This is a genomic window from Aquitalea pelogenes, assembly GCF_041914625.1.
Lineage (GTDB): Bacteria > Pseudomonadota > Gammaproteobacteria > Burkholderiales > Chromobacteriaceae > Aquitalea > Aquitalea pelogenes.
Genome location: NZ_JAYSDA010000019.1, coordinates 16,713 through 37,756 on the forward strand (window position 1 = coordinate 16,713; position 21,044 = coordinate 37,756).

22 protein-coding genes are annotated in these 21,044 nt (G+C 61.0%); 18 read left to right on the top strand and 4 right to left on the bottom strand.

The annotated features are described in order from the left end of the window. The coding region (locus tag ACE3SE_RS14620) for a hypothetical protein (RefSeq protein ID WP_445290652.1) at positions 1-998 on the bottom strand (998 nt) is incomplete at its 3' end. A 130-nt stretch (positions 999-1,128) separates the two neighbouring features. Here ACE3SE_RS14620 and mutY point away from each other — a divergent pair. The 17 genes from mutY to ACE3SE_RS14705 all read left to right on the top strand — a co-directional run bounded on the left by mutY (position 1,129) and on the right by ACE3SE_RS14705 (position 18,347). Continuing rightward, positions 1,129-2,169 (top strand): A/G-specific adenine glycosylase, encoded by a 1,041-nt coding sequence (mutY, locus tag ACE3SE_RS14625; protein WP_374556299.1) that lies wholly within the window; start codon positions 1,129-1,131, stop codon positions 2,167-2,169. Positions 2,170-2,223: 54 nt separating this feature from the next. Continuing rightward, positions 2,224-4,428, top strand: coding sequence for a RelA/SpoT family protein (locus ACE3SE_RS14630; protein ID WP_374556301.1), 2,205 nt, complete (start codon positions 2,224-2,226; stop codon positions 4,426-4,428). A gap of 9 nt (positions 4,429-4,437) precedes the next feature. Further along, positions 4,438-4,869, top strand: a complete 432-nt coding sequence (locus ACE3SE_RS14635) for an NUDIX hydrolase (protein WP_374556303.1) — start codon at positions 4,438-4,440, stop codon at positions 4,867-4,869. Between the two features lie 134 nt (positions 4,870-5,003). Next, positions 5,004-5,771, top strand: coding sequence for a deoxyribose-phosphate aldolase (deoC, locus tag ACE3SE_RS14640; RefSeq protein ID WP_374556304.1), 768 nt, complete (start codon positions 5,004-5,006; stop codon positions 5,769-5,771). A gap of 98 nt (positions 5,772-5,869) precedes the next feature. After that, positions 5,870-7,213: a thymidine phosphorylase gene (gene deoA, locus ACE3SE_RS14645; protein WP_374556306.1), complete on the top strand. Its 1,344-nt coding sequence runs from the start codon at positions 5,870-5,872 to the stop codon at positions 7,211-7,213. Then, positions 7,210-8,424, top strand: a complete 1,215-nt coding sequence (locus tag ACE3SE_RS14650; RefSeq protein WP_374556308.1) for a phosphopentomutase — start codon at positions 7,210-7,212, stop codon at positions 8,422-8,424. Before deoA ends, ACE3SE_RS14650 begins: the two co-directional genes overlap by 4 nt. Before the next feature lie 24 nt (positions 8,425-8,448). Beyond that, positions 8,449-9,159: a purine-nucleoside phosphorylase gene (gene deoD / locus ACE3SE_RS14655; protein WP_045846622.1), complete on the top strand. Its 711-nt coding sequence runs from the start codon at positions 8,449-8,451 to the stop codon at positions 9,157-9,159. Between the two features lie 12 nt (positions 9,160-9,171). After that, entirely contained in the window at positions 9,172-9,654 is a 483-nt protein-coding gene (locus tag ACE3SE_RS14660; RefSeq protein WP_374556310.1) for a hypothetical protein, read from the top strand. Between the two features lie 37 nt (positions 9,655-9,691). Continuing rightward, on the top strand, positions 9,692-10,126 hold the full coding sequence (rplM, locus tag ACE3SE_RS14665) for a 50S ribosomal protein L13 (RefSeq protein WP_045846621.1): 435 nt from the start codon (positions 9,692-9,694) through the stop codon (positions 10,124-10,126). A gap of 10 nt (positions 10,127-10,136) precedes the next feature. Next, on the top strand, positions 10,137-10,529 hold the full coding sequence (gene rpsI / locus ACE3SE_RS14670) for a 30S ribosomal protein S9 (protein ID WP_045846620.1): 393 nt from the start codon (positions 10,137-10,139) through the stop codon (positions 10,527-10,529). Positions 10,530-10,901: 372 nt separating this feature from the next. Further along, the gene (locus ACE3SE_RS14675; protein WP_131357819.1) at positions 10,902-12,782 is read left to right on the top strand and encodes a methyl-accepting chemotaxis protein; all 1,881 of its coding nucleotides are present in this window, start codon (positions 10,902-10,904) and stop codon (positions 12,780-12,782) included. A 102-nt stretch (positions 12,783-12,884) separates the two neighbouring features. Further along, entirely contained in the window at positions 12,885-13,928 is a 1,044-nt protein-coding gene (gene argC, locus ACE3SE_RS14680; RefSeq protein ID WP_045846618.1) for an N-acetyl-gamma-glutamyl-phosphate reductase, read from the top strand. Positions 13,929-14,023: 95 nt separating this feature from the next. Further along, positions 14,024-14,374: an iron-sulfur cluster insertion protein ErpA gene (gene erpA, locus ACE3SE_RS14685; RefSeq protein ID WP_045846617.1), complete on the top strand. Its 351-nt coding sequence runs from the start codon at positions 14,024-14,026 to the stop codon at positions 14,372-14,374. A gap of 75 nt (positions 14,375-14,449) precedes the next feature. Continuing rightward, positions 14,450-15,313, top strand: coding sequence for a CheR family methyltransferase (locus tag ACE3SE_RS14690; RefSeq protein ID WP_045846616.1), 864 nt, complete (start codon positions 14,450-14,452; stop codon positions 15,311-15,313). 110 nt (positions 15,314-15,423) lie between these two features. Further along, the gene (locus tag ACE3SE_RS14695; protein WP_374556314.1) at positions 15,424-16,680 is read left to right on the top strand and encodes a D-amino acid dehydrogenase; all 1,257 of its coding nucleotides are present in this window, start codon (positions 15,424-15,426) and stop codon (positions 16,678-16,680) included. 77 nt (positions 16,681-16,757) lie between these two features. Then, the gene (gene purT / locus ACE3SE_RS14700; RefSeq protein ID WP_374556316.1) at positions 16,758-17,957 is read left to right on the top strand and encodes a formate-dependent phosphoribosylglycinamide formyltransferase; all 1,200 of its coding nucleotides are present in this window, start codon (positions 16,758-16,760) and stop codon (positions 17,955-17,957) included. A gap of 3 nt (positions 17,958-17,960) precedes the next feature. Further along, on the top strand, positions 17,961-18,347 hold the full coding sequence (locus ACE3SE_RS14705; protein WP_045846613.1) for a group II truncated hemoglobin: 387 nt from the start codon (positions 17,961-17,963) through the stop codon (positions 18,345-18,347). A gap of 66 nt (positions 18,348-18,413) precedes the next feature. On the opposite strand, the gene ACE3SE_RS14710 is transcribed toward ACE3SE_RS14705, so the two are convergent. Both ACE3SE_RS14710 and ACE3SE_RS14715 read right to left on the bottom strand, forming a co-directional pair. Next, positions 18,414-18,842, bottom strand: coding sequence for a PaaI family thioesterase (locus ACE3SE_RS14710; protein WP_045846612.1), 429 nt, complete (start codon positions 18,840-18,842; stop codon positions 18,414-18,416). A 111-nt stretch (positions 18,843-18,953) separates the two neighbouring features. Beyond that, on the bottom strand, positions 18,954-19,313 hold the full coding sequence (locus ACE3SE_RS14715; RefSeq protein WP_045846611.1) for a dihydroneopterin aldolase: 360 nt from the start codon (positions 19,311-19,313) through the stop codon (positions 18,954-18,956). A gap of 72 nt (positions 19,314-19,385) precedes the next feature. Here ACE3SE_RS14715 and plsY point away from each other — a divergent pair, with 72 nt between their 5' ends. Then, the gene (gene plsY, locus ACE3SE_RS14720) at positions 19,386-20,012 is read left to right on the top strand and encodes a glycerol-3-phosphate 1-O-acyltransferase PlsY (protein WP_062789095.1); all 627 of its coding nucleotides are present in this window, start codon (positions 19,386-19,388) and stop codon (positions 20,010-20,012) included. A gap of 61 nt (positions 20,013-20,073) precedes the next feature. On the opposite strand, the gene ACE3SE_RS14725 is transcribed toward plsY, so the two are convergent. After that, positions 20,074-21,033, bottom strand: coding sequence for a histone deacetylase family protein (locus ACE3SE_RS14725; protein ID WP_045846609.1), 960 nt, complete (start codon positions 21,031-21,033; stop codon positions 20,074-20,076). Between the last annotated feature and the right edge of the window lie 11 nt (positions 21,034-21,044).

The window sequence follows — 21,044 nt, forward strand, 5'->3', positions numbered from 1 at the left end:
TCGTCACGGCGGAAGCGGTTTTCCCGTTCAGCAGTCGGTGCCGGCAGGATTTCCGGGTCGTAGTGACGGGCGGCATCATTGCGCTCGAAACGGCGCGGAGCCTGTTCCCGTGGCGGCTCGTCACGGCGGAAGCGGTTATCACGCGGCGCGCTGTCTTCACGGCGCTCGGCCGGCTTGGAGAACAGCTTGCGCGGGCCTTGCTCTGCCGCCGGAATGGTCGGTGCCGCCGCTGGTGTGTCGCGTTCCACATGACGCGGCACATGAGGTTTGTGTTCGATCTGGCGATCCGGCTGGCTGTTCAGCGGTTTGCGGCCGGACGGGCCGCGGTCACGCTGATAGCTGCGCTCGCCTTCCGGACGGCGCGATTCATGCAGATCGCCACGGCTATCGGCCGGATGCAGGCTGCGCGGTGCCGAGGCATCGCGCTCGCGCGGCGGGTAGGGCTTGCGCTCGCGGTCGTCGCGGTTGAACGGTTTGCGCTCGCCATCACGCGGCTCGAAACGGCGCGGCTCGCCATCACGCGGCGGATAAGGCTTGCGCTCGCGGTCGTCACGGTTGAACGGTTTGCGCTCGCCATCACGCGGCTCGAAACGGCGCCGCTCGCCGTCGCGTGGCGGATAGGGCTTGCGTTCGCGGTCGTCACGGTTGAACGGTTTGCGCTCGCCATTACGCGCATCGAAACGGCGCGGCTCGCCGTCGCGTGGCGGATAAGGCTTGCGTTCGCGGTCGTCACGGTTGAACGGTTTGCGTTCACCGTCACGCGTATCAAAGCGGCGCTGTTCTCCCTGGCGTGGCGGCTGGCCTGCTGCCGGACGGCGCGAGGAATAAGGATCGCGCGGGCCATCGGCTGACGCTGCCTTTTTCTGGATGATGGGTCCCTTGGCCGTGCCATCGGCGGGTGCGGCGGCACTACCAGCGGCAGGCTGAGCGGAGGAGGTGTCGCTGCTGCTGACATCGCGGCGCAGATTGGCGCGCTGGCGTGAACGGAAAGTGGCCATGGGTACATCCTTCAAATAAGCAAGCTTTAAGCAATCTTCCATTTTACCTTATTTGCAGGCGCACTGCTTGGTGCTGCTCCGCCTTTCAGGTAGCATGTCCGGTTCCCTTTTGTTTTGGCGCGGCTTTGCCATGTTGCAGGATTCATTTGCCACCCGTCTGGTGGCCTGGCAGGAACAGCACGGCCGGCACGATCTGCCCTGGCAGGTGAGTGACCCTTACCGGGTATGGCTGTCCGAGATCATGTTGCAGCAAACGCAGGTGACTGCGGTGCTGGGCTATTACGCCCGCTTCCTGCAGCAATTCCCTGACGTGGTCAGCCTGGCGGCCGCGTCTGTCGATGAGGTGCTGGCCTTGTGGAGCGGCCTTGGCTATTACAGCCGGGCGCGCAATCTGCACAAGGCCGCCCGCATGGTGATGGATGAATTTGGCGGACGGTTCCCGCAACAGCGCGAGGACATCCAGCGCCTGCCCGGTGTCGGGCGCTCTACTGCTGCCGCAATCGCAGCCTTTGCCTTTGGCCAGCGGGAAACCATTCTGGACGGTAATGTCAAACGCGTCTTGACACGTTGCTTCGGCATCAGTGGTTTTCCCGGTGAGAAGGCAGTGGAAAACCGGCTGTGGACGCTGGCAGAATCCTTGCTGCCGGCTGACGCTGCGCAGATGACTGCCTACACCCAGGGCCTGATGGATCTTGGCGCCACTGTGTGCGGCCGCAAGCCGGCCTGTACCGTGTGCCCGATGGTGGATGGCTGTGTAGCCGCACAGCAGGGGCGTACCCATGAGTTGCCCACTCCGCGACCAAAGAAGGCGGTGCCCACCCGTCACACCGTCATGTTGCTGGCACAGCATGGCGACAAGGTGTGGCTGGAGCGCCGGCCGCCTACGGGTATCTGGGGCGGCTTGTTATCCCTGCCAGAATTTGCCGACTCCATGGCAGTGGAAAGCTGGCTGGCCGAGCAGGGCAGTGGTGATGTGCTGCCCTCCTGGCCGGAGCTGGAACATGTGTTTACCCATTTTCGCTTGATCATCACCCCGGTGCCGGTACGGCTGGATACGCTGGCCGGCTCCCGGATACAGGATTCCGCCGGCCAGTGGCTGCCATTGGCGCAGGCACTGGAGGCCGGATTGCCCGCCCCGGTCAAACGGCTGTTGCAGCGTTTGAATGCGTGAGTGCGGCGTATTGGTATTCTTTTTTCGTGCAGCCTTGCTGCCCAGGTGTGAAATATGGTTTCCGTAGTGCGTTCGATGGCCGATACCCTGGCCGATGCAGCCGACCCGAAACGGTGGCTGGAACAGATGTCCGCAGCTCTGCCCGAGGCCGAAGCCAGCCTGCTGGCACGTGCCTTTGAAGCCGCGCGCGAGCTGTATCGCGGCAAGGGGCTGGTGAGCACCGGCGAGGACCTGTTCAGCCATGCGGTGTCTGCCGCGGCCATTGTGGCCGACCTTAACCTGCTGACCGACGCCATTGTCGCCACCCTGCTGTTTGCCGTGCCGGATCACAAGCCCGACTGGCAAGGGTGGATGACCGAGAATTTCGGCCAGACCGTCACCGTGCTGGTGGATGGGGTGGGCGGCGTGCGCCGCATTACCGAACTGGCGCGCATCGACAAGCTGGAAACCCCGGAAGAACGTGCCCGCCAGGCGGAAACCATGCGCAAGATGCTGCTGGCCATGGTGGCGGATATCCGCGTGGTGCTGATCAAGCTGGCCTGGCGTACCCAGACCATGCATTACCTGCCCCATGTGCATGACGAAGCGGTGCGGCGCGCCATTGCCACCGAAACGCTGGACCTGTTTGCCCCGCTGGCCAACCGCCTGGGTGTGTGGCAGATCAAGTGGGAGCTGGAGGACCTGGGCTTCCGCCACACCGAACCGGACAGCTACAAGAAAATTGCCAAGCTGCTGGACGAGCGCCGGCTGGAGCGCATCGATTATATCGACCGGGTGCTGGATACCCTGCGCTCCGAACTCAAGGCTGCCGGGGTCAAGGCCGAAGTGGCCGGGCGGCCCAAGCACATCTTCTCCATCTGGAAGAAGATGAAAAAGAAAAAGCTCGACTTTACCGAGCTGTACGACATCCGCGCCGTACGCATCCTGGTGGAAAAACTGCCGGACTGCTACACCGCGCTGGGCATCATCCACGGCATGTGGCAGCCGATTCCCGGCGAGTTTGACGACTACATTTCCCACCCCAAGGCCAATAATTACCGCAGCCTGCACACCGCGGTGATCGGCCCGGAGGACAAGGCGCTGGAGGTGCAGATCCGCACCTTCGAAATGCACGAACATGCCGAATTCGGCGTGGCCGCGCACTGGCGCTACAAGGAAGGCGGCAAGGGCGATGCGCAATACGAGGAAAAGATTTCCTGGCTGCGCCAACTGCTGGACTGGCGCGAGGAAATGTCCGACCGCGAAGGCCTGGCCGAAGCTTTCAAGACCGAGCTGTTCTCCGACACCATCTACGTACTGACCCCGCAAGGCCGGGTGCTGGCGCTGCCACATGGCGCCACCCCCATCGACTTTGCCTACGCCATTCACACTGGCCTTGGCAATCGCTGCCGGGGGGCCAAGGTGGAAGGGCAGATCGTGCCCCTGTCCACCCCGCTGCAAAACGGCCAGCGGGTAGAAGTGCTGACCGCCAAGGAAGGCGGACCTTCGGTCAACTGGCTGCACGATGGCTGGGTGAAAAGCCACCGCGCCATCTCCAAGATCCGCCAGTACATCCGCATGCAGAATGCGGACACGGTGCGCGAAACCGGCAAGCAATTGTTTGAGCGCGAGCTGGCCCGCCACCCGCATCAACAACCCAACCTCACCCTGCTGGCGGAAAAACTGGGTTACGCCAAGCTGGAAGAAGTGTACGGCGCGATGGGCCATGGCGAACTCAGCGTCCGTGCGGTCGCCAATGCGATTGCCAGCTTTGCCCCGCCGCCACCGGCGGATGTGGAGCCGGAAAGCATCATCCGCGCCAGCAAGGGCGGCCATGATGCGGGCGGCATCCTGATTGAAGGGGTGGATAACCTGATGACGGTACTGGCCAAGTGCTGCAAGCCGGCACCGCCGGATGCCGTGGTCGGCTTCGTCACCAAGGGGCGTGGCATTTCCATTCACCGCACCAATTGCCTCACGCTCAAGCGCCTGTCGGCCGATGTGCCGGAACGGCTGATTGCCGCCGGCTGGGGCGATCAGAAAAGCAGCGTGTTTCCGATTGATATCGAGGTGGTGTCGCTGGATCGTGGCGGTCTGCTGCGCGATATTTCCGATGTGCTGTCCCGCGAAAAGCTCAACCTGATTGCCGTCCACACCCTGTCGCGCGATATGCGTGCCAAGATGCGCTTCACCGTGGAAGTACGCCAGGTGCAGGACATCAGCCGCGTGCTGGCGCGCATGATGGAGCTGCCGGGCGTCACCGATGCGCGCCGGGTGTAAGCACTGGTCATGAGCGAGCCGTTTTGCGGTACCAAGGCAGCGCTGTTTTATCAGGACAGCCTGCTGGTGTATCTGCGCGATGACAAAGCGGGGCTGCCCTTTGCCGCCTGCTGGGATTTTCCCGGCGGCGGGCGGGAAGGGCAGGAGAGCCCGTTTGCCTGCCTGCAACGCGAAACGCGGGAAGAATTCGGCATCCTGTTACAGCCTGCACAAATCGTCTGGCAGCGCAGCTATCCCAGCTGGCATCGGCCCGGCGCGCAAAGCGTGTTCATGGCGGGCAGGCTGGAAACTTCCCAGGCTGAGGCCATCCGCTTTGGCGACGAAGGCCAATACTGGTGCTGGATGAAACCCGGGGACTATCTGGCACAAAGCGCAGCGGTCCCCTACCTGCAGCAACGCTTGCAGGACTATCTGCAGGCAGCGGCAATACGCACGCAATAAATGCCGCATGGCGCTCATGTCAGGTGACAGTACGGTCATTGCCGATTGATTTCAATTGAAGATATTTCCATAATCGCTCCTCTGAATCTGCCGGCCATCGCCAGCCATGCAGATGACAACCAAGCAGGAATCCCATGTCAGAACTCATCACTGCCGCGCGTCGCGCCCTGTCCATGATGGACCTCACCTCTCTGAACGATGACGATACCGATGCACGCATCGTTGCCCTGTGCCAGCAAGCCAGCAGTAGTGCCGGTACGGTGGCGGCAGTCTGCGTCTATCCCCGTTTTGTTGCACTGGCGCGCCGCACGCTGGATGAGCTGGGCCTGCAACAAGTCAAGGTGGCCACGGTCAGCAACTTCCCGGCTGGTGGCGATGACATCGCGCTGGCTGTCGCCGAAACCGCAGCGGCCATCGCAGACGGTGCTGACGAGGTGGATGTGGTGTTTCCGTACCGTGCCCTGCTGGCAGGCAATGCCGAAGTCGGGGCCGAGCTGGTGGCCACCTGCAAGGAAGCCTGCGGCGACAAGCTGCTCAAGGTCATCATCGAAAGCGGCGAACTGAAAGAACCGGCCCTGATCCGCCAGGCCAGCCTGATCGCAATCGAGGCCGGGGCCGACTTCATCAAGACCTCCACCGGCAAAGTGGCGGTGAATGCCACGCTGGATGCCGCCGGCATCATGCTGGCCGCCATCCGCTCCACCGGCGCGCTGTGTGGCTTCAAGGCGGCGGGCGGCGTGCGCACGGCAGCCGAAGCCGCTGAATATATCGACCTGGCCGAACACCTGCTGGGCGAGCACTGGGTGAGCCCGGAACATTTCCGCTTTGGTGCCTCCAGCCTGCTGGCCAATCTGCAGGCAGAAATCAGCGGCGGGGCAGCTACTGCCGGTGGCGCTTACTGAGCCACGCCACCGCAATCAGCTGCATGCAGGCCGAAGCCCGTCTTCGGCCTTGTCTATTGGCAGGGCGGTCGGCCTTGCCCATCCAGCAGGAGAAACCCATGTTTTTACCTCAGGAAGTCATCCGCAAGAAGCGCGACGGCCAGACACTGTCGGCCGAGGAAATCCGCCAGTTCGTGGCCGGCATCACTGATGACAGCGTGGCCGACAGCCAGATAGCCGCCCTGGCCATGGCGGTGTATTTCCAGGGCATGGAGCTGTCGGAAAATGTTGAACTGGCCATGGCCATGCGTGATTCGGGACGCTGTCTGCGCTGGGACGACCTGCACCTGCCAGGACCGGTGCTGGACAAGCACTCCACCGGTGGGGTGGGCGATGTGGTGTCGCTGATGCTGGGGCCGCTGATTGCCGCCTGTGGCGGCTTTGTGCCGATGATTTCCGGACGCGGTCTGGGGCATACCGGGGGCACGCTGGACAAGCTGTCGGCCATTCCCGGCTACAACCCGTTTCCCACGCCGGAACGCCTGCGTCAGGTGGTGCGCGAAGTCGGCGTGGCCATCATCGGCCAGACCCGCGATCTGGCCCCGGCAGACCGGCGCTTTTACGCCACGCGAGACATCACAGCCACGGTGGAATCCATCGCGCTGATCACCGCCTCCATCCTGTCCAAGAAACTGGCTGCCGGGCTGGATGTGCTGGTGATGGACGTCAAGGCCGGCAGCGGTGCCTTCATGCCCACCATGGCACAGTCCATTGCGCTGGCCGAACGCATTGTCCATGTCGGCAATGGCGCCGGGGTCCGTACCCGCGCCCTCATTACCGACATGAGCCAGCCGCTGGCCAGCACCGCCGGTAACAGCCTGGAAACCCTGGAAGCCGTGCGCTACCTGCGTGGCGAGGCTACCAACCCGCGCCTGCATGCCGTCACCATGGCCTTGTGCAGTGAAATGCTGCTGGCCAGCGGCCTGGCCAAGGATATGGTGGATGCCGGGCAGCGGCTGCAAACAGCACTGGACTCCGGTCGTGCCGCCGAAATTTTCGGTCGCATGGTATCGGCACTGGGTGGGCCGGCCGACCTGCTGGAACAGCCGGAACGCCATCTGGCAGCAGCACCGCTGGTACGTCCGGTCTATGCTGAGCATGGCGGCTTTGTCAGCGCCATGGATACCCGAGCACTGGGCATGGCTGTGTGCGCCCTGGGCGGTGGTCGTCGTCAGGCCAGCGACCAGCTGGACTACCGTGTCGGACTGAGTGGCTTTGCCGAACTGGGTGCCGAACTGATGCCGGACACCCCCTTGCTGTTCATCCATGCCGCCGACGCCGCCAGTGCCGACGAAGCCGAACGCCGGGTGCGCGAGGCCATTCAACTCGCGCCACAAGCACCCGCAGCACTGCCGCTGGTGTATCAGACCATCCGCCAGCCGGAACAGGAGCCATCGCAATGAAACGCGCCATCATTCTGATACTGGATTCGCTGGGCATCGGGGCGGCTGCAGATGCGCCACTGTTCGGCGATGCAGGCAGCAACACCTTGGGCCATATCGCCATGGAAGCCGCTGCCGGCCGTGCCGACAAGGGGCGCAGCGGCCCCTTGCAATTGCCCAATCTGTCACGCATGGGACTGGGCCATGCCTGCCAGCTGTCCTCCGGCTATTTCCCGGAAGGCATGGAGCCGGCAACCCCCATCGCTGCCTACGGTTATGCCCGCGAACTGTCCAGCGGCAAGGACACGCCGTCCGGCCATTGGGAAATCGCCGGTGTGCCGGTGCTGTTCGACTGGGGTTATTTCACCGACAAGGACAACAGTTTTCCGCCTGCCTTGCTGGATGAGATTGTCAGCAAGGCCGGTTTGCCAGGCTTCCTCGGCAATTGCCATGCATCGGGCACGGAAATTCTCGACCGCCTGGGCGAGGAACACATGCGCACCGGCAAGCCCATTTTCTATACTTCGGCCGATTCGGTATTCCAGATCGCCTGCCACGAAGAAACCTTCGGGCTGGAGCGCTTGTACCAGCTGTGCCAGATCACCCGCGAAGCGCTGGAGCCTTACAATATCGGCCGCGTCATTGCCCGACCGTTTCTGGGAGAGGGCAAGGGCGGCTTTGTCCGCACCGGCAACCGCAAGGACCTGGCACTGCCGCCGCCCGCTGCCACCGTGCTGCAAAAGCTGGCCGACGCCGGCGGGCAGGTGGTGTCCATCGGCAAGATTGCCGATATCTATGCCCATGTCGGCATTACCGAACAGCACAAGGCCACCGGTTTCGACCAGATCTGGGATGCCACGCTGGCGGCCATGCGCAACACGCAACAGCGCGCCATCATCATGGCCAACTTCGTCGATTTCGATTCCAGCTATGGTCATCGGCGTGATATCGCCGGTTACGCCAGAGCGCTTGAAGAGTTCGATCGCCGCCTGCCCGAAGTCATGGCTGCCTTGCAGCCGGACGATATCCTGATTCTGTCGGCCGATCATGGCTGCGACCCTAGCTGGTCCGGCACGGATCACACGCGCGAGCATATTCCGGTGCTGTGTTATGGCCATGGCGTGCCCGCCGGCTCCATTGGCGCGCGCAGCACCTTTGCCGACATCGGCCAGAGCGTGGCCAGCCATCTTGGCCTGCCTGCCATGGATTACGGGTCTTCCTTTCTGAACTGAGCACGCCACACAAGGAGAAGCACAATGGCTACCCCGCACATCAATGCCCAGAAGGGCGATTTTGCCGAAACCGTGCTGATGCCCGGCGATCCGCTGCGCGCCAGAATGATTGCCGAAACCTTTTTGCAGGATGCCCGCGAAGTTACCAGCGTGCGCAATATGCTGGGCTATACCGGCAGCTACCAGGGCAAGCGTCTGTCGGTGATGGCACACGGCATGGGCATCCCCTCTGCCAGCATCTACACCACCGAGCTGATCCAGCACTACGGAGTGAAAAACATCATCCGTGTCGGCTCCTGCGGTGCCGTGACCGCCAAAACCCAGTTGCGCGAGTTGTACATCGCCATGGGTGCCTGTACCGACAGCAAGGTCAACCGCATGCGGTTCAACAATCATGACTTTGCCGCCATTGCCGATTACACCCTGCTGCGTACCGCCATGGATGCCGCCCAGCAACTGGGACGTACCGTCAATGTGGGGAATGTGTTTTCCGCAGACCTGTTCTACGGCGTGGAACCCACCATGCTGGAAGTGCTGGAGCGGATGAACGTGCAAGTCATCGAAATGGAACTGGCCGGTATCTACAGCGTGGCTGCGCAGTACGGTGCGCGTGCGCTGGGAATCCTGACGGTGTCCGACATCATCCCGACCGGTGAAGCCACCAGTGCGGAAGAGCGGCAAACCACCTTCCGCGAGATGATGGAGCTGGCGCTGGAGACGGCAATCCGCTTATAGCAACATGCTGCCATGCAGCAGCGTGGTTTCGCTAAAACGCGCTCAGCTACTGCTGCCCTGCCGCTGCAAAGCAGGTTTTCTGAATGCACATCAGAATGGCAAGCAAGTTGTCTGTCTGATTTGTTGTTTAATATCAGTGGCTTGCTGATGTGTTGCAGTTGGCGCACTATTTTTAGTGCAGTGCACAAAAAATACTTGCCAAACCAGGGGGTGGTCCTGATAATGAAACCTGCATCAGGACGTGGCATGCAATGTGTGCGTTTTGGTGTTGTCTCCTCCATCCTCCTTCTTTTAGGTGAAACTTGGCGCAATCAACATGGATTGCGCTTTTTTTTTGCCCGGCGCATGTCCGGCTGCCGGCAATCAAGTATTCTCTCGTCCATATGGCGTTTTTCTGCCCGGTTGTGGCAAAAAAGACCGCTTTCCCGTCCCGTTTCAGCATTGTCATTTGCTTTGTTACACAATGGTTTGACAGTGGGAAGGGCACTGCATTAGAATCCGTAACTTTCAAGAATTACGATGGAAGAGTTCCATGAAGACCTTTTCTGCCAAGCCGCATGAGGTTAAGCGCGAGTGGTTCGTGGTCGACGCCGAAGACAAGGTGCTGGGTCGCCTCGCCGCCGAAATCGCTCACCGCCTGCGTGGCAAGCACAAGCCGGAATACACTCCGCACGTTGATACCGGTGACTACATTGTTGTAGTCAACGTTGACAAACTGCGTGTTACTGGTACCAAAGCGCTGGACAAGAAGTACTACCGTCACTCCGGTTACCCGGGCGGTATCTACGAACGCAACTTCACCGAACTGCAAAACCAGTTCCCGGAACGCGTTCTGGAAAAAGCCGTTAAAGGCATGCTGCCGAAGGGTCCGCTGGGCTACGCCATGATCAAGAAGCTCAAGGTGTACGCTGGTACCGAACATCCGCACACTGCCCAGCAGCCCAAAGTGCTGGAATTTCGTTTTTAAGGCATAGAGAATGAACGGTAAATACTACTACGGCACCGGCCGTCGCAAGAGCTCCGTAGCTCGCGTGTTCATGCAAAAGGGTAGCGGCCAGATCATCGTTAACGGCAAGCCGGTTGACGAATACTTCTCCCGCGAAACCGGTCGCATGGTTATCCGCCAGCCGCTGGTTCTGACCGAAAACACCGAATCCTTCGACATCAAGGTTAATGTTGTTGGTGGTGGTGAAACTGGTCAGGCAGGTGCTATCCGTCACGGTATCACCCGCGCTCTGATCGACTTCGACGCAGTCCTGAAGCCGGCTCTGTCCGCTGCAGGCTACGTAACCCGCGATGCGCGTGAAGTTGAACGTAAAAAAGTCGGCCTGCGCAAAGCTCGCCGCGCCAAGCAGTTCTCCAAGCGTTAATCGCCTGGTGCTGTTTATGCAAAAGCCGCCTTCGGGCGGCTTTTTCTTTTGCTGTTGGTTGTCTTTCTTCCCTGCCGCATTGCTTCTTTCCTGTTGCTCCCATCTTGCTTGCCCAAGTCGAAACAGTACCGCTGGTACTTGCTTGCGGTCGCTGTTTCTTTACCTGAAATAATACCCTATTCATATTAATGTCTTTAAGCTGTCATTTAAATTGATTAGTTTACAAAGAAAATGGCAGCAAGTTTAACGGGTTTACCCTGGTGAATAGTCGGTGTATGGTGGCCCCCTTTTGTCTTTTGGCCCACGCCGTCCAGTGGGCAGGTTGTAGCCCGGTAAGGCTGCCGCCAGGATGCAGATCAACAGGAAATCCAGATGTCTTTGAAGCAACGCCTGCTCGCCTTTGTCGCACTACTGTTAGTGATTGTCATTACTCTTCTGGCAGTCTTGTCATACCAACGCATGCGCGCAGAAATCATCGTCGGGGTGCGTCATGAGCTGGACGCCGCCATGCTGGGAAACCGCAGCGCGCTGGCCAACTGGCTGGGCCAGCGAAAGGATGCGGTGGAGGCCACGGCGACATCGCTGCTGGATACTGGTGACATCCTGCCCCAGTTGCAGGAAGGCAAGACGGCAGGCCGCTTCGACCAGCTGTTTGCCGGTTATGCCGACAAACGCATGGTTTACCAGCTGGCTGACAAGCATGCGCCGGAAGGTTACGACCCGACTTCCCGTCCCTGGTACAAGCAGGCGGCTAGTGCCGGCGGCAGCATCGTGACTGAGCCTTATGTGTTTGCCAGCACCAAGAAGCTGGGTGTGACCGTGGCTCATCCCTTGCTGCGCAACCAGCAGTTGCTGGGTGTGGTGGGCGGCGACATTTCGCTGGAAGGCATCATCAGCCTGGTGCAGGGCATCAAACTGCGGGGCGATGGCTACGCTTTTCTCGCCACCCGCAGTGGCAAGATCGTGGCGCACCCTGCTGCCGACAGTACGCTCAAGCCGGTGGCGGAGGTAATGCCAGGCCTGGATGCCGCCCTGCTGCAGCAGGCCGATGCCGGCAGCAAGCTGGAGGAGCTGCAAATCGGTGGCCGCACGGTATATCTGCAACTGTCGCCGGTGCCCGGTTCTGACTGGGTGCTGGGCAGCGTGGTGGACAAGGACGTCATCCTGGCGCCGTTGCAGGGCTTGCTGATTACGCTGGTGGTGGCCGGTGTGCTGTGCGGCGTGCTTGCCATCGCACTGGCACAGCTGGTACTCACCCGTCTGCTGCGCGGACTGATGCGCTTGCGTGATGCCTTGCTGGAGATTTCCAGCGGCCATGCCGACCTTACCCACCAGCTGCATGTCGGACAGCAGGATGAAATCGGCCAGACCGCGGAAGCATTCAACCGCTTTGTGGCCAGCCTGCGCCGCATGTTCATTGATGTGCGCGAGCATGCGATTGCACTCAATGGCGAACTGGACAGTCTGCAACAGGTCACTCACACCGTGGCGCGCCAGTCCGAGCGGCAGTCGGAGGTATCCAGCGCCGCCGCTGCCACCATCGAGCAGATCACCGTCAGCATCAATCACATTGCCGACAATGCCGCGATGGCGGAACAAGCGGCCAGTGAGACCGGCACCACTTCGGCCCATTCCGCCCAGGCGGTCGGCCGTCTGGCCGACGATATTGCCAATATCGCCGAGGAAGTAGGGCATTTGGGGACGGCACTCAATGCACTGGGTGAACGTTCCGGGCAGATGAATACCATTATCGGCGTGATCCGCGACATTGCCGACCAAACCAACCTGCTGGCTCTCAATGCCGCCATCGAGGCCGCACGCGCTGGCGAGGCTGGCCGCGGCTTTGCCGTGGTGGCCGATGAAGTGCGCAAGCTGGCTGAGCGTACCGCCAAGGCGACCGTGGAAATCGGCCAACTCATCGACGCCACCCATGGTGACATTCATACCGCACTGGGCGACATGGCTGATACCCAGCGTTCGGTGGCCAGTGGCGTGGCAGCGTCGCGCACGGTGGCACAGGACATGTCCGGCATTCAGGGCCGGATTGCCGAGGTTGTGGCAGGTATTCACGACATTGCCGATTCAACGCGTGAGCAGTCGGTGGCCACCACGGAAATGGCACGCGCCTCTGAGCAGGCCAACCGCGCTACCATCGAAACCGATCAGGCGGTGCAAGGTGCCATGCAAACCGTCAGCCAGCTGCACCAGCTGTCGGCCGATTTGCAAGCCATGGTGGCCCAGTTCCGGCTGTAAGCCAGCGGCCTGTGTGGCACAAGCCAGATCGCGGTTGCATCGTCTCGGCCTAGTCCTTAGACTGTCGCTTTTGCGACGTTTATTTACACAAGGAAGTACAGCATGATCAAGGTGGGCATCGTCGGCGGTACCGGTTACACCGGTGTCGAACTGTTGCGTCTTCTGGCCGGGCATCCCGGTGCCGAGGTGGTGGCCGTTACCTCGCGCAAGGAAGCAGGCATGAAAGTGGCCGAGATGTTCCCCAGCCTGCGCGGTCGCGTGGATGTGGCCTTCTCCACCCCGGATGAAACCCCGCTGGAGCAGTGCGACGTGGTGTTTTTTGCCACCCCGCACGGCGTGGCCATGGCCCAGGCGCGTGAACTGCTGGCAGCCGGCGTCAAGGTCATCGACCTGGCGGCGGATTTCCGCCTGAAAGACCCTGCCGTATTCCAGCAATGGTATGCGATGGAGCACAGCTGTACCGACCTGCTGGCCGAAGCCGTTTACGGCCTGCCGGAAGTCAACCGCGATGCCATCCGCGCAGCGCGTCTGGTGGGCATGGCCGGTTGCTATCCTACTTCGGTACAACTGGGCCTGCTGCCGCTGCTGGAAGGCGGCAAACAGCTGATCGACACCCAGACGCTGATTGCCGACTGCAAGTCCGGCGTGTCCGGTGCCGGGCGCAAGGCCGAGGTTGGCGCGCTGCTGGCCGAAGCCGGTGACAACTTCAAGGCCTATGCCGTGAAGGGCCATCGTCATTCGCCGGAAATCGAGCAGGGCTTGTCCGCCATTCATGGCGGCCCGGTGAAGCTGACCTTCGTACCGCACCTCACCCCGATGATTCGCGGCATCCATTCCACCATCTACGCCCGCATCAAGCCTGAGGCGCTGGATACCGATTTCCAGACCCTGTTCGAGCAGCGCTATGCCGGTGAGCATTTCGTCGACGTGCTGCCGGCCGGCAGTCACCCGGAAACCCGCAGCGTGCGTGGTTCCAACACCGTGCGCATTGCCGTGCATCGTCCGGGCAACGGCGATCTGCTGATCATCCTGGTGGTGGAAGACAATCTGGTGAAAGGCGCGTCCGGTCAGGCGGTGCAAACCATGAACCTGATGTTCGGCCAGCCGGAAAACGCCGGTCTGGACATTGTTCCGCTGCTGCCGTGATGCGGGAGTGATTGAATATTGGCCATTCGCCCTGATATCCGACTAAAATAGTAGGTGAATGGCTGCGAGGCCGAAATCGATTTGCGAGGTGAACCATGTCCGAGACTACCGAAATGCCGTCCCCGATCAACTTTACCGACAGCGCCTGCAACAAGGTGCTGGACCTGATCGCGGAAGAGGGCAATCCTGACCTGAAACTGCGTGTGTTCGTGACTGGTGGTGGCTGCTCCGGCTTCCAGTACGGTTTTACATTTGACGAAATCGCCAATGAGGACGATACCGCTATAGAGAGAGACGGTGTCACTTTCCTGGTCGACCCGATGAGCTACCAGTATCTGGTGGGTGCGGAGATCGACTATCAGGAAAGCCTGGAAGGCTCCCAGTTTGTCATTCGTAACCCGAATGCCACCACCACCTGCGGTTGTGGTTCTTCCTTCTCGGTGTAAACCGGCGGGCAGACAAACAGGAGTAGAATGAAAACCCGGACTCAGTCCGGGTTTTTTTGTATCGGGGGAAACAAGATGAATAAACTGCCACCACTGGTGTTGCCCAAGGTTGAATTCAACCGTGAATTCAGTTTCAGCGATGCGGACTTCGAGCGTATTCGCAAACTGATTTACAAGGAAGCCGGTATTTCGCTGAACCCGTCCAAGAAAGACATGGTGTACGGCCGCCTGGTAAGACGCATCCGTGAGCTGAAGCTGGCCACCTTTGCCGCCTATGTGGATTATCTCGAGTCGGTCTCCGGCAAGCGCGAGTTCGAGCAGTTTGTGAATGCCCTCACCACCAACCTCACCTTCTTTTTCCGCGAAGAACATCATTTCCCGATTCTGGCGGATCACCTGAAGCAAAGGGCGGCGGCAGGTGCCAGTGAGCTGTCCATCTGGTGCGCGGCATCCTCCACCGGCGAAGAACCGTATTCGCTGGCCATTACCGCGCTGGAGGCCTTTCCGCTGTCCGGCAAGCCTGCCATCAGCATCATGGCGACCGATCTGGATACCAGCGTGCTGGAAACCGGCCGCAAGGGCATTTATCCGGAAGACAAGATTGCCCGCCTGCCGCCCGGCCATGCCCACAAGTATTTCGACAAATTGCCGGATGGCACCTATCAGGCCAAGGCGGTGCTGCGCAACATGATTACCTTCCAGCGCCTGAACCTGATCGAAAACAACTGGGCGCTGCGCAAGCAGTTTGATGCCATTTTCTGCCGCAACGTGATGATTTATTTCGATCGCGACACCCAGTTTGCCGTGCTGAAAAAGTTTGCCCCGCTACTCAAGCCTGATGGCTTGCTGTTTGTTGGCCACTCGGAAAACTTCTATTTCGCCTCGGACTACTTCCAGCTGCGCGGCAAGACGGTGTATCAGCACACACCGAAAAAGTAGCGTTTCCCCCATTGAGCCCTGCTGCGCTGCGGCGTAGTATCCGGGGTCTCAATCGGCTGAGCCGGACGGGCAAGCATGACTTGCCCGTTGTCACGTCTGCTGGAGTCAACATGAAGGTAGCAGTGCTGGGATCAGGCGTGGTGGGGGTGTCCACCGCCTGGTTTCTGGCCCGTGCAGGGCATGAGGTAGTGGTGCTGGACCGTGCCAGCGGGCCGGCGCGTGAAACCAGTTTCGCCAATGGCGGGCAAATCTCCGTCAGCCAGTCCGAGCCCTGGGCCAACCCGGCCGCCCCCTGGCAAATCCTGCAGTGGCTATTGCGCGACGATGCCCCGCTATTGTTCCGCCTGCGGCTGGACCCGGCCCAGTGGCGCTGGTGCTGGCAGTTCCTGCTGGAATGCCGTGGCAGCCGTGCCGAACGCAATATGCGCCAGATGCTGGCGCTGGGCCGCTACAGCCGCGATACCCTGCAAATGCTGCGCGCCGAACTGAATCTGGATTACCAGCAGCAGACGCGTGGCATCGTGTCCTTGTTTCATACCCAGCGCCAGCTGGACGAGGCCGCCCATGTGGCCGCGCAAATGCGCGAGCTGGGCATGGACAAGCACATCATCAGCCGTGAAGAACTGGCACGCATCGAGCCGGCACTGGCTGGCATTGCCCCCAGCCTGGCCGGTGCCAGCTACTGCCCGTCGGACGAATCCGGCGATGTGCACCTGTATACCTGCGCCATGGCCGAGCATGCAGCGCGTGCCGGGGTGGAGTTCCGTTTCAATACCCGCATCAATGCGCTGGAGACTGACAATGGCCGCATCAGCGGCGTGTCGGTCAATCTGCCGGAGGGCAATTACCGCCGCGTGACTGCCGACGCCTACGTGCTGGCGCTGGGCAGTTATTCGCCTTTGCTGGCGGCACCGTTGGGGCTGCGCCTGCCTATCTACCCGTGGAAGGGCTATTCCGCCACCTTGCCCCTGCGCGACCCGGCCACGGCCCCGCTGGCCAGCATTACCGACGAAGCCTACAAAGTGGTGATTTCCCGTCTGGGCTCGCGCCTGCGCATTGCCGGGACGGCAGAGCTGGCCGGTTACTCCAGCAGCCTGAATGCGGTGCGCTGTCAGGCCTTGATCAAGCGTGGCCAGGCCTTGATGCCGGAGGTGGCCGACTGGGATGCCGCCGAGTTCTGGAGCGGCTTGCGCCCGGCTACGCCCGGCAATGTGCCGCTGATCGGCCGCAGCCGCTATGCCAATCTCTACTTCAATACCGGGCACGGCACGCTGGGCTGGACCGAAGGCGCGGGCAGCGGCAGGGCGCTGGCGGAAATCATCAGCGGCCGCACCCCGCCGATTGATTTTGCCTTTCAGGGTGTTTGATCCGGCGCAGCGGGTAGCACAGCAGCAATGCTAAAATGCCGGCCTGGATTATTTCATTTTCTAACTGGAGTCGGACCATGCGTATCGGAACCCCGCACAGCGCCACTGCGCTGCGTGTCATGCTGCTGGGCAGCGGCGAGCTGGGCAAGGAAGTTGTCATTGCATTGCAGCGCCTGGGGGTGGAAACCATTGCGGTTGACCGCTACGCCGGTGCTCCGGCCATGCAGGTGGCGCACAGCAGCCATGTCATCAATATGTCGGATGCCGCCGCGCTGCGCGCGCTGGTGGAGCGGGTGCGCCCGCATCTGATCGTGCCGGAAATCGAAGCCATTGCCACCGAAGAGCTGCTGCGCATCGAGGCTGACGGTCTGGCCGAGGTAATCCCCACCGCCCGTGCTACCAACCTCACCATGAACCGCGAAGGCATCCGCTGTCTGGCGGCGGACGAGCTGGGCCTGCCCACTTCGCCGTTTGCCTTTGCTTCCTCGCTGGACGAATTGCAGCAGGCCATCGACGCCGGCATCGGCTACCCCTGCCTGGTGAAGCCGGTGATGTCCTCCAGTGGCAAGGGCCAGTCGCTGCTGCGTGGGCCGGATGATGTGGCCAAAGCCTGGGAATATGCCGTCAGTGCCGGCCGTGTGGACAAGGGCCGGGTGATTGTCGAAGGTTTCATCGACTTCGATTACGAAATCACCCAGCTCACCGTACGTGCCAGCGATGGTCAGGGCGGTATTGCCACCCACTTCTGCGACCCCATCGGCCATCTGCAAAAGAACGGCGACTACGTGGAGAGCTGGCAGCCACAGCCGATGAGCGAACTGGCACTGCTGCGCGCCCGTGAAATGGCCAAGGCCGTGACCGATGCACTGGGCGGACGTGGCCTGTTCGGGGTGGAGCTGTTCGTCAAGGGCGATCAGGTATGGTTTTCCGAAGTCAGCCCGCGCCCGCACGATACCGGGCTGGTGACACTGGCCACCCAGCGTTTCTCCGAATTCGAACTGCATGCGCGCGCCATTCTGGGCTTGCCGGTGGATGCCAGCCTGCGCAGTGCCGGTGCCTCTGCAGTGATTTACGGTGGCATGGAAGAGCAGGGCATTGCCTTTGAAGGCGTGGCCGAAGCACTGGCGGTGCCGGGTGCCGACCTGCGCCTGTTCGGCAAGCCGGAAAGCTTTGTCCGCCGTCGCATGGGCGTGGCGGTGGCCCAGGCCGATGATGTGGCCACTGCGCGTGAGCGTGCCTTGCTGGCCGCTTCGCTGGTCAAGCCGGTAAAGGACTAAGCCATGCAGGAAATGACGCCATACGAGCTGATGGGGGGTGAAGGCGTGGTGCGCTGGCTCACCAACCGCTTCTACGACATCATGGACAGCGACCCTTCGGTCAAGGTGCTGCGCGACATGCACCCGGCTGATCTGGCCGGCTCGCGGGAAAAGCTGTTCATGTTCCTGTCCGGCTGGCTGGGCGGGCCTGGCTTGTACATGGAAAAGTTTGGCCATCCGCGCCTGCGCATGCGTCACATGCCGTTTGCCGTGGATGGGGAAATGCGCGACCAGTGGATGCAGTGCATGACCCAGGCAGTGAACGAACTGCTGGTGGAGGACTGGCTCAAGGCCAAGCTGCTGGAAGCCTTCTATAACACCGCAGACTTCATGCGCAATCAGGAAGAGTAAGCGCCGGTCTGATTCAGCGTAACCGGATAACCCTCTGCACGGTCATTGCCGGCAGAGGGTTTTTGTTTATCTGTTATCGGGCAACGGCGGAATGGAATAAGTACCGGTGACATGGGCCACCGGCTCGTCACTGCCCGCGGAATACAACAGCACCTCGCCCACGGCCAGGCGCTTGCCCAGCTTGAGGATGCGGCCTTCGGCAATCACATCTTCCTGCGGTGGCTTGCGCAGGAAATTGATATTCAGGCTGGTCGTCACCGCCAGTTCCACCTTGCCTATCATGCCCAGTACTACGGCATACAGGGTGGCATCGGCCAGTGCCATCAGGGCCGGACCGGCAATGGTGCCGCCGGGGCGGATCAGGTCGGGGTTGAAGTGCATGCGCATGCGGGCGGTGCCATGGGCAATGTCCTCGGTACGCATGCCGAACAGTTTGACCAGCGGCAGTTCGCTGTCGATCAAGGCCTGGAACTCTGCAACGCTGATCTGGCTCATGGTTCGCTCTGGTGATGGCAGGGCACCATGGTGCATGACCATTACGTTAACGTCAATTTGCTGGCATCATCCATGACCTGATGGCGGCCAGGACAATCCGTGGTGAAATTTTCAGCGCGGACGGTGACCACGCTCGATCAGCACGCCAACGCGGCGCACGCCGGGCAGAATGCCCAGCTTGGTGACGGAAACCTGCACCCAGGGTGCGCCAAAGTCTTCGCGAATCACCTTGGCGATATATTCCGCCAGCGCTTCGAGCAGCAGGAAGTGCTGTTCCGACAGTGCCTTGCGCAAGCGTTCCACCACCACGCCATAGTGAATGGTGTCGCCGATATTGTCGGTGTGGCAGGGCACTTCACTGGGAATGCCGATTTCCAGGTCGATTTCGATGGTTTGCGGATTTTTCCGCTCCCACTCATAAACACCGATAATGGTGTCGGCGCGTACTTCGCGCAGGAAAATGATGTCCATTGCTATGCCGGGAGTTGGGCTTCGTCGCCCGATACCGTAAAATCCGAAGCCTTCTATTCTAATGGATACACCATGACCACGACAGCATTTGCCTTCATTGTTGCGGCCTACCTGCTGGGCTCGCTGTCTTTTGCCGTGATCGTGAGCAAGGCCATGGGCATGGCCGACCCGCGCAGCTACGGCTCGGGCAACCCCGGCGCCACCAATGTGTTGCGTACCGGCAAGAAACTGGCCGCGGTACTCACCCTGCTGGGCGATGGGGCCAAGGGCTGGGTGGCGGTGGCGCTAACGGCCTGGTTCGGCCCGCAATATGGACTGGGTGAGCAGGCCATTGCCATGTCGGCACTGGCGGTGCTGATCGGCCACATGTGGCCGGTATTCTTCGGCTTCAAGGGCGGCAAGGGTGTGGCCACCGCAGTGGGCGTGCTGTTCGGTTTCAATATCTGGCTGGCACTGGCGGCCATTGCCACCTGGCTGTTCATGGCTTTTGTGGTGAAGATTTCCTCGCTGTCCGCCATCGTGGCCTGCGTGATGGTGCCGGTATACGCCTACTTCATCGTGCAGCCGTCCTCGCCGTATTTTGGCACCTGCATCATCATTGCCATCCTGGTGATTCACCGCCACAAATCCAATCTGATCAAGCTGCTGACCGGGCAGGAAGGCAAGATTGGCGAGAAGGCCGAGAAAAAGGGCAATTAGTCGCTTGCCGTCAAACTAAAAAGCCACCGCATGCGGTGGCTTTTTTTGCAGCCTTTGGCCATCAGCCGTCTGACAGCACCTTCACATGGGCGGTTACGCTGCGTGCCAGCGAGGACAAGTCATAGCCGCCCTCCAGTACCGAGACGATGCGGCCATCGGCATACTGGTCGGCAATCTGCATCAGGTGGCGGGTCACCCACTCGTAGTCGGCCTCCACCAGCCCCAGTGAGCCCATGTCATCCTCGCGGTGGGCATCAAAACCGGCAGAGATAAAGATCATCTGCGGCTGGAAGTCGTGCAGGCTGGGCAGCCACACGTTTTCCACCACTTCGCGGAATTCCCGCCCGGTGCTGCCGGCCTTGAGCGGCACATTCACCATGTTCGGCCCTACCGGGTTGTCACCGCAGTAAGGGTAGAAGGGGTGCTGGAAGATGGACACCATCATCACGCGCGGGTCGTCACGGAAGATGTCTTCGGTGCCGTTGCCGTGATGCACGTCGAAGTCGATCACCGCAATCCGCTCGAACTTGTAGGTGGACAGCGCATGGGCAATGCCGACGGCGATATTGTTGAAGAAGCAGAAGCCCATCGCCTTGTCGTGTTCGGCATGGTGGCCCGGCGGACGAATGGCACAGAAGGCATTGGGTGCCTTGTCCTCGCACACCATTTCCACCGCCTTGATCACCGCGCCGGCGGCGCGACGTGCGGCAGGCAGGGTACCTGGTGCCATGGCGGTGTCCGGGTCCATGCGAAAGGTGCCAACCGATGGCGCACAGGCCTCGATGTATTCCACATAGCGTGGCGGGTGCACCCGGGCCAATTGCTGCTCGGTGACCTCCGGTGCTTCCACCTCATGCAGGCTGTCGTAAATCTGTGCGGCCATCAGTTGATCCTTGATGGCAACCAGGCGTTCCGGGCATTCCGGGTGGCCCACCCCCATATTGTGCTGCAGGCAGACAGAATGGGTGATATAGGCAGTGAGTCCGTTTCTCTGTAGACGGTTTTTGAGCCAAGTTAACACGAGCGTTTCCT